Source organism: Frigidibacter sp. MR17.14, from assembly GCF_037095735.1.
In the GTDB taxonomy this organism is placed as follows: Bacteria; Pseudomonadota; Alphaproteobacteria; order Rhodobacterales; family Rhodobacteraceae; genus Frigidibacter.
Genome location: NZ_JBAWKD010000004.1, coordinates 144,216 through 152,350 on the forward strand (window position 1 = coordinate 144,216; position 8,135 = coordinate 152,350).

Consider the following 8,135-nt stretch of genomic DNA (forward strand, 5'->3'; position numbering starts at 1 on the left):
GGCCGTTCCCACGGCGCGCGGCGCGTGCGTCATGGGCGCGCCGGGCCGCCGGGATCAGCGTGTCGTGCGGATCAGCTGCGCCGAGACCGGCACCATCGTCAGGTCGCGGCGCTGGCCCACCGCCCAGTCGAGGATCGCGGCGATGGTCGCGGGGCGGGTGGTTCCGGCGACGACGATGCCGCTGGAACGCCCGGCCTCGAAGGCGGCACGGTCGAGATAGCGCTCGATCACCGGCGCCTCCTCGCCCGCGGCGTCGAGCAGGCGATAGACCCGCAGTTCGGGCACCCCGTCCTGACGCGCGATCTGTCCCAGCGGGTTCAGGCCCACGTCCCAGGTCAGCACGCCGTAGCCCCCGGCCGCGGCGAGGGCCGCGAGCTGGCGGGCCAGCGGGCGGTCGTTCTGCAGCCGGGCCGCGGGCGCGTCGAGCACCGCCATCGCCTCGGGCACCTCGCGCAGGAAGCCCTGCCAGTAGGATTGCAGGTCCTGCACCGTCGCCCCCGGCGGCACCGCGCCCGCAAGGATCGCGACCTCGAGCCCGGCGGCGCGATAGGAGCGCGCGGCCTCGGCGGCGCCGGGGCGGGCGGGATCGAGGGCGATGGTCACCGGCACCGGCATGTCGGCCAGCAGCGCCGGATCGGGGCGCGCGTCGCTGTCGTCGATCAGCAGGACCGACATCAGCGGGCCCTCGGCCGGGGCGCTTTCGGCGGCATTGCGCAAGAGCGCGAGCGGCGCCGCCTCGGCCTCGGCGGTGGCCGCCGGCGCCGCCTCGGGCTCGGTCAGGGTCAGGCGCGAGGGTGCGGCGAAGCCCGGCTGCGGCCCGGTCGAGCCGATCCCCGGCACCGGGCGGAACCCGCCCGGGCTTTCACTGCCATCGGGGGCGGAGGGGGCCGCTGGCAGCGGGGGCGTGATCGGGCTGGCCCCGGGGGCCGCCTCTGCCGCGATCTGCGGGGCCGTGCCGGGCGCGGTGGGCTGGGGCGGCTGCGGTTGCGACAGGTCGGGCCCGGGGGCTGCGGAGGGGGCTGCGGGTTCGGGTTCCGGCGCGGGCAGGTGCGGAAGCGCGGGCAGGGTGACCGCGGCGCCGGGCTGCGGCATGGGCAGGTCAGGAGCGGTTGCCGCTTCGGGCGCGGCCTCTGCCAGCCGCTCGGGGGCCGCGGTTTCGGGGCGCGGCGCGGCGATGGCGGGGCCGGGGACCGGGGCGGCGTCGGGCGCGACATCGGCGGCGACGGCGGGGGCTGCGGCGGGATCGCCGGCCTCGGGGCGCGCGGCCTCGGGGCCGGGGCCGACCGGGGCGCGATCCTCGCCCACGCGGGCGAAGTCGGAGCCCGCGGGAACCTCGACCGCGCCGGTCTGGACGGAGGCCCCGTCGGCCCCCTGCGCGTCTGCCGGCGCGTCCGCGCCCTGCGGCGCAGGCGTGGCAGTCGCGGCGGTATCGGGCAGGACTTCGTCGGTCGGCGCAACGGCCGCGGGCGGCGGGTCGGGCGTGGCCACCGGGCCCTCGGTGGCCGTTGCAACCGTCGCGGGCAGGCTCTGCTCGGGCGCCGGAGCGGGTTCCGGGGCGCTGTCCGGCTCGGCCGCCGGCGCGGTCGCGTGCGGTTGCGGCGCCATGCTGGCCGGTGCCTCGGGGCCGGAGGCGTCCGGCCCGGGGGCGTTAGGGGCCATCACATCGGGCGCGGTCCCCGCGGCCTTCGGCGCGGGCAGGGCATCGGGCAGCGGCGACGAGACCGAGATCAGCGCCAGAAGCGCGACCCCTGCGGCAGAGCCGCTCAGCAGCCCCCAGATCATCCCCTTGCCCATCATCCGCTCCCGCCCAACTGCACGCCGTTTTGGCGCCCGCCCCGCCTTGACCCCGGGGGCGCTTCGGGCGCATCTATACCCCGGTCCGCGCGGGGGGTCATCCCTTCGTTAACCGGGCGTTGTTTCCGTCGTGCCTGCCACCGGTTCCCGGACCGGAACAGGCTGCCCCCTGCCTGCGGAGGATGTCCCGCGATGCTGCTGCTGATCGACAATTACGACAGCTTTACCTACAACCTCGTCCATTATTTCGGCGAGCTTGGCGCGGATGTCGTGGTCCGGCGCAACGATGCGCTCGACGTGCAGGAAGCCATGGCGATGAACCCCGCGGCGATCGTGCTGTCGCCGGGGCCCTGCGATCCGGCGCAGGCGGGCATCTGCCTTGCCCTCACCGCCGCCGCGGCCGAGACGAAGACCCCGCTTCTGGGCGTCTGCCTTGGCCACCAGACCATCGGTCAGGCCTTCGGCGGCAAGGTGGTGCGCGCGGGCGAGATCGTGCATGGCAAGATGGGCAGCATGCACCACGAGGGGAAGGGCGTCTTCGCGGGCCTGCCCTCGCCCTTCCAGGCCACGCGCTATCACTCGCTGATCGTCGAGCGGGAAAGCCTGCCCGACTGCCTCGAGGTCACCGCATGGCTCGAGGACGGGATGATCATGGGCCTGCGCCACCGCGAACTTCCGATCGAGGGCGTGCAGTTCCACCCCGAAAGCATCGCCTCGGAACACGGGCACCAGATGCTGCGCAATTTCCTGACCAGCGCGAAGGTGCCGGCATGAGCGACCGCCTGAAACCGCTGATCGGCACGGCCGCCACCCGCGCGCTGACCCCGGAAGAGGCCCAGTCGGCATTCGAGGCGCTCTTCGCCGGCGAGGCGACGCCCGCGCAGATCGGCGGCTTCCTGATGGCGCTGCGCACCCGCGGCGAGACGGTGGGCGAGATCGCGGCCGCGGCCTCGGTCATGCGCTCGAAATGCCTGCCCGTGAAGGCGCCCGAGGGGGCGATCGACATCGTCGGTACCGGCGGCGACGGCAAGGGCACGCTGAACATCTCGACCGCGACCGCCTTCGTGGTGGCCGGTGCGGGCGTGCCGGTGGCCAAGCACGGCAACCGCAACCTGTCGTCGAAATCCGGCTCTGCCGATGCGCTGACCGCGATGGGGATCGACGTGATGGTCGGCCCCGAGCGGGTCGAGCAGGCGCTGGCCGAGGCCGGGATCGGCTTCATGATGGCGACGATGCACCACCCCTCGATGCGCCATGTCGGCCCCGCACGGGTCGAGCTGGGCACGCGCACGATCTTCAACCTGCTGGGCCCGCTGACCAATCCGGCCGGGGTGCGCCGGCAGCTGACCGGGGCCTTCTCGAAGGACTGGATCCGGCCGATGGCCGAGGTTCTGGGCCAGCTCGGCTCGGACGCGGCCTGGCTGGTGCACGGCGGCGACGGCACCGACGAGCTGGCGATCTCGGCCGAAAGCTGGGTGGCCGAGCTGTCGGGCGGGCAGATCCGCGAATTCACCGTGCATCCCGAGGAGGCCGGCCTGCCGGTCCATGCCTTCGAAGAGATCGTCGGCGGCAGCCCGGTCGAGAATGCGGCGGCCTTCAAGCGGCTTCTGGACGGCGAAACCGGCGGTTACCGCGATGCGGTGCTGCTGAATGCCGCGGCGGCGCTGAAGGTGGCGGGCGCGGCGGCGGACCTGCGCGAGGGCGCGGCGGTGGCGGCCGAGGCGATCGACAGCGGCGCCGCCAAGGCCAAGGTCGCGGCGCTCGCGCGGCTCTGCCCGGTCGCGGCCTGATCCGGTGACCGTGCCGGAAGGTCTGGGCGGCTGGGGCGACCTGCCGTTCTTCCGCCGCGACTGGCCGGCGCTTGCGGCCCGGCTTCAGGCCGAGCCGGGCGCGGTCCTGCCGCCCGCCGAGCAACGTTTCGCGGCGCTGGCGCTGACGCCGCCGCAGGCCGTGCGCGCGGTGATCCTGGGCCAGGACCCCTATCCGACGCCGGGCCACGCCAACGGCCTCGCCTTCTCGGTCGCGCCCGGGGTCGCGCTGCCGCGGTCGCTCGCGAACATCTACCGCGAGATGGACGAGGATCTGGGCGCGCGCCCGCGCGACGGCGATCTTTCGCACTGGGCGCGGCAGGGGGTGCTGCTGCTGAACACCGCGCTGTCGGTTCCGGCGGGCGGCGCCGGGGGCCATGCCCGCTGGGGCTGGGACGCGCTGGTGCGCGAGGTGCTGGCCGAGGCCGCCGCGCGTCGGCCGCTGGCGCTGATCCTCTGGGGCGCCCATGCGCAGAAGGCGGCGGCGGGACTGCCGGGCACGGGCCACCTGCGGATCGAGACTGCGCATCCCTCGCCGCTCTCGGCGCGGCGCGGCTTCTTCGGCTCGCGCCCCTTCAGCCGGGTGAACGACTGGCTCGCCGCCCGGGGCGAGGTGCCGATCGATTGGGCCAATGCGAAAGCGGGCGCGGCCACCTGACCTTCGCGCTTTCTTGCTGGCCCAAATATCCCCGCCGGAGGCATCCGCCCTGTCCACCCGCGCCCCGCTCCGGCAGAAGGCCGCCCGCCGGACCGCCCGTCAGAACAGGCTCAACTGGTCCCCGGCCTTCGGCGGCACCCTGAACTGGCTGCAATCGAGCGCCCGGCGTTCCTTCTCGAGCCCCAGCCGCTTCGCCGCCACCCTCATCCGCAGGTGCAGCATCTCGGCCTCAGGCCCCTCGCCGCGCATCCGGCTGGTGAAGCGCGGATCGTTGGCCCTGCCGCCGCGCATCGCGCGCAGGCGGCTCATCACGTGTTCGGCCTTGCCGGGATAGTTGCGCCGCAGCCAGTCGACGAACAGCGGCGCCACCTCGTGCGGCAGGCGCAGCAGGATCCAGCTCGCCGCGGTCGCCCCGGCCTCGGCCGCGGCGGCAAGGATCGCCTCGCCTTCGGCATCGGTCAGTACCGGGATGATCGGCGAGGCCATCACCCTGACCGGCACCCCGGCCGCGGCCAGCGTCCGGATCGCCGCGATCCGGCGCTGCGGCGAGGGCGCCCGCGGCTCGAGCCGCCGGCACAGGTCGGGGTCGAGCGTGGTGACAGAAATCCCCACATGCGCCAGCCCCGCCGCCGCCATCGGCGCCAGAAGATCCAGATCGCGCTCGATCATCGCGCCCTTGGTCACGATGGTCACCGGGTGGCGGAAGTCCGACAGCACCTGCAGGATACCGCGCATGATCCGGTGGCGCGCCTCGATCGGCTGGTAGGGGTCGGTGTTGGTCCCGAGCGCGATCGGCGCCGGGCGATAGCCCTTGCGCGACAACTCCTTCGCCAGAACCTCGGGGATCGAGGGGCGCGCGGTCAGCTTCGTTTCGAAATCGACGCCGGGCGAGAGGCCGAGATAGGCATGCGAGGGGCGGGCGAAGCAGTAGATGCAGCCATGCTCGCAGCCCCGGTAGGGATTGACCGAGCGGTCGAAGGGCACGTCGGGGCTGTCGTTGCGGGTCAGGGCCGAGCGGGGGCGTTCGAAGCTGACCTCGGTCCGGGCGAGCTGGTCTTCGACGGGCAGATCCCAGCCGTCGGCCTCGACCTCGCGCACATAGGGGTCGAAGCGCGACACCGGGTTCGCGCCCGCCCCCCGCGCACGCAGGCGCAGGGCGGGATCGGCGGCGGGAAGGGGGCGAGTCGGATGGGGCGCGGGCATGGTGTGACGTTAGAACGTAATGGGAACATCCGGAAGGGGGGACGGTCGCCGTCCCCGGCGCGGCCGGTGCGGCAAGTCGCTGGCCGTCGCGCCCATGTCGCAAACCGCCCTCGCTCAGGAACCGCCGCCGCGTAAGTTGCCCGAAAGGCATTCGGAACGGCTTTCCCAGGAGGCGGGGATCATGGCGGACGAAGAAGAGATCATCCTGTCGGAGCTCGACAATGACGAGCTGGTGCAGCAGATGCACGACGATCTCTACGACGGCCTGAAGGACGAGATCGAGGAGGGGGTTCACATCCTGCTCGGTCGTGGCTGGGCGCCCTACGACGTGCTGACCAAGGCGCTGGTCGCGGGCATGACCATTGTCGGCGCCGACTTCCGCGACGGGATCCTGTTCGTTCCCGAGGTTCTGCTGGCCGCCAACGCGATGAAGGGCGGCATGGCGATCCTGAAGCCGCTTCTGGCCGAAACCGGCGCGCCGCGCGTCGGCAAGATGGTGATCGGCACCGTGAAGGGCGATATCCACGACATCGGCAAGAACCTTGTCGCGATGATGATGGAGGGCGCGGGCTTCGAGGTCGTCGACCTGGGGATCAACAACGCCGTCGAGAAATACCTCGAGGCGCTGAAGGCCGAAGAGGCCGACATCCTTGGCATGTCGGCGCTGCTGACCACGACGATGCCCTACATGAAGGTGGTCATCGACACGATGGTCGAGCAGGGGATCCGCGACGACTACATCGTGCTGGTCGGTGGCGCGCCGCTGAACGAGGAATTCGGCCGCGCGATCGGGGCGGATGCCTATTGCCGCGATGCTGCCGTGGCGGTCGAGACCGCAAAGACCTGGATCGCGCGCAAGCACAACCGGATGGCGGCGGGCTGAGGCCCCCGCCGGCGGCGTCCGCGGCGTGAGCCCCTTGCGGGCCGCGCCCGTCGCGCGACCCCTTGCGGGCGGCGCCCGTTGCTTGACCCCTTGCGGGCGGCGCCCGCGCTGCCCAGATCGGAAGCGTCCCTGCCGGAGGCCGCGCCATGCCGTTCGACCGTTTCCTGATGATGCTTTCTGCCGCGATCCTTGCGGGCGGGGCGACGGTGGCGGCGGTCTGGGCCAGCGGCACGCCGGTAGCCGCGGTGCTTCCGGTGACCTTGGCCGCGGCGCTGGCGCTGAGGCTCGCGCGGCGATGACCCTTCCGGCCGATGACACGCTCGCCCGCGAGGGGCTTGCGCCCGAGGGCCGGGGCCGGGTGCTGCTGATCGCCTGCGGGGCGCTCGCGCGCGAGATCCTCGCGCTGAAGGCGGCGAACGGCTGGGATCACCTCGACCTCACCTGCCTGCCCGCGAACCTGCATCTCTGGCCCGACCGGATCACGCCCGCGGTACGCGAGGCCGTCGCCCGCCACCGCGCCGATTACGACCGGATCTTCGTCGTCTATGCCGATTGTGGCACCGGCGGGCTTCTGCAGGCCGCCTGCGCCGAGATGGGGGTCGAGATGGTGCCCGGTCCCCATTGCTACGCCTTCTTCGACGGCAACGCCGCCTTCGCGGAGCGTGCCGAAGAGGAAATGGGCGCCTTCTACCTGACCGATTTCCTCGTGCGCCAGTTCGAGGCCTTCGTCTGGCGCCCGATGGGCCTCGACCGCCACCCCCAGTTGCGCGACATGTATTTCGCCCATTACGACCGGCTGGTCTATCTGGCGCAGACCGAGGATCCCGCGCTCGACCGTCTGGCCGAGGCCGCGGCGGCGCGGCTGGGCCTGCGCTACGAGCGGCGCTACACCGGCTACGGCGACCTCGCTTCGGCGCTCGCGGGGGCCTGAGCGCCCAAGAAAAGCCATTCTGGATCGGCAGGATGCCGGGATCGTTCCTGTCCGGTTCCTGTCAGATGTTTGAAAAGAATCCCCATTTTTCCGCGGCCTCCTTGCCGTCCGCCCCGGCGGGCGACGGGGCCGCCCTGCTGCTGCTCGGCCTGTTGGTCGCGGGTCTTCTGGTGGCGGCCTTGATCATGGGCCAGCGCCGGGGCGGGCGCGGCGGCGCCCGTCGCAATCACCGCTCGCGCGACGTGCAGATGCCACAGAGCGTCTGGCGCCGCCCCGACGCGCGGACCCTGTCCCAGCCCGAGCTCTACACCCCGCCCGCACCCGGCGGCCTGCCCCCCGCGCGCGATCTCGTCCACGAGCACCTCGCCGCGGTCGCGGTCATCCGGTTCGAGCGCAAGCGGCTGCTCAACAAGTCCGAGGCGCGGCTGTTGCCGGTGATCGAGGACGAGGTCGCGAAGCTGCCGCGTGGCCACCGGGTGATGGCGCAGGTCTCGCTGGGCGAGATCCTGCGCCCGGTTCCCGACGAGGGCAGCGAGGACGAGCGTCGTGTCGCCTTCAACGCGATCAATGCCAAGCGGCTGGATTTCGCGGTCTTCGATCCCGGTGGCTGGCTCGTTCTGGCCATCGAGTACCAGGGCCATGGCCACTACCACGAGATCAGCTTCCTGCGCGACGCGGTGAAGCGCGAGGCCCTGCGCAAGGCAGGCGTCGCCTTCCTGGAAGTGCCGGCCGACACGACGCCCGACGCGCTGCGCGACCTGCTGCGCCAGCACCTGACCCCGCGCGCGCCCCTGCGCAGCGCCGGCGCCTGATTTCTTTCTGGCAAAAATATCCCGGGGGTGGGGGGGCAGCGCCCCC

The 8,135-nt window shown here is 72.7% G+C and carries 9 protein-coding genes; 7 read left to right on the plus strand and 2 right to left on the minus strand.

Features of this window, described 5'->3' with window-relative positions; translation table 11 throughout:
• Positions 1-54: 54 nt before the first annotated feature.
• Positions 55-1,794 carry a divergent polysaccharide deacetylase family protein gene (locus tag V8J36_RS12905; RefSeq protein WP_336467706.1) on the minus strand — a complete coding sequence of 580 codons (1,740 nt, stop codon included), beginning with the start codon at positions 1,792-1,794 and terminating at the stop codon, positions 55-57.
• A 192-nt stretch (positions 1,795-1,986) separates the two neighbouring features.
• On the opposite strand from V8J36_RS12905, the gene V8J36_RS12910 reads away from it, so the two are divergent.
• The 3 genes from V8J36_RS12910 to V8J36_RS12920 are packed head-to-tail and all read left to right on the plus strand — an operon-like array spanning position 1,987 to position 4,260.
• The gene (locus tag V8J36_RS12910) at positions 1,987-2,568 is read left to right on the plus strand and encodes an anthranilate synthase component II (protein ID WP_336467707.1); all 582 of its coding nucleotides are present in this window, start codon (positions 1,987-1,989) and stop codon (positions 2,566-2,568) included.
• Positions 2,565-3,584 (plus strand): anthranilate phosphoribosyltransferase, encoded by a 1,020-nt coding sequence (gene trpD, locus V8J36_RS12915; RefSeq protein ID WP_336467708.1) that lies wholly within the window; start codon positions 2,565-2,567, stop codon positions 3,582-3,584. Before V8J36_RS12910 ends, trpD begins: the two co-directional genes overlap by 4 nt.
• A gap of 4 nt (positions 3,585-3,588) precedes the next feature.
• Positions 3,589-4,260, plus strand: a complete 672-nt coding sequence (locus tag V8J36_RS12920) for a uracil-DNA glycosylase (RefSeq protein WP_336467709.1) — start codon at positions 3,589-3,591, stop codon at positions 4,258-4,260.
• A gap of 99 nt (positions 4,261-4,359) precedes the next feature.
• Here the strand turns inward: V8J36_RS12920 and V8J36_RS12925 are convergent, their stop codons facing one another.
• Positions 4,360-5,463 carry a PA0069 family radical SAM protein gene (locus V8J36_RS12925; protein ID WP_336467710.1) on the minus strand — a complete coding sequence of 368 codons (1,104 nt, stop codon included), beginning with the start codon at positions 5,461-5,463 and terminating at the stop codon, positions 4,360-4,362.
• A gap of 181 nt (positions 5,464-5,644) precedes the next feature.
• On the opposite strand from V8J36_RS12925, the gene V8J36_RS12930 reads away from it, so the two are divergent.
• The 4 genes from V8J36_RS12930 to V8J36_RS12945 all read left to right on the plus strand — a co-directional run bounded on the left by V8J36_RS12930 (position 5,645) and on the right by V8J36_RS12945 (position 8,089).
• Positions 5,645-6,346 carry a corrinoid protein gene (locus V8J36_RS12930; protein ID WP_336467711.1) on the plus strand — a complete coding sequence of 234 codons (702 nt, stop codon included), beginning with the start codon at positions 5,645-5,647 and terminating at the stop codon, positions 6,344-6,346.
• Between the two features lie 146 nt (positions 6,347-6,492).
• On the plus strand, positions 6,493-6,645 hold the full coding sequence (locus V8J36_RS12935; RefSeq protein ID WP_336467712.1) for a hypothetical protein: 153 nt from the start codon (positions 6,493-6,495) through the stop codon (positions 6,643-6,645).
• Positions 6,642-7,277, plus strand: a complete 636-nt coding sequence (locus V8J36_RS12940) for a DUF1638 domain-containing protein (protein ID WP_336467713.1) — start codon at positions 6,642-6,644, stop codon at positions 7,275-7,277. Before V8J36_RS12935 ends, V8J36_RS12940 begins: the two co-directional genes overlap by 4 nt.
• Before the next feature lie 101 nt (positions 7,278-7,378).
• Positions 7,379-8,089, plus strand: a complete 711-nt coding sequence (locus V8J36_RS12945) for a DUF2726 domain-containing protein (protein ID WP_336467714.1) — start codon at positions 7,379-7,381, stop codon at positions 8,087-8,089.
• The last annotated feature ends 46 nt before the right edge of the window (positions 8,090-8,135 follow it).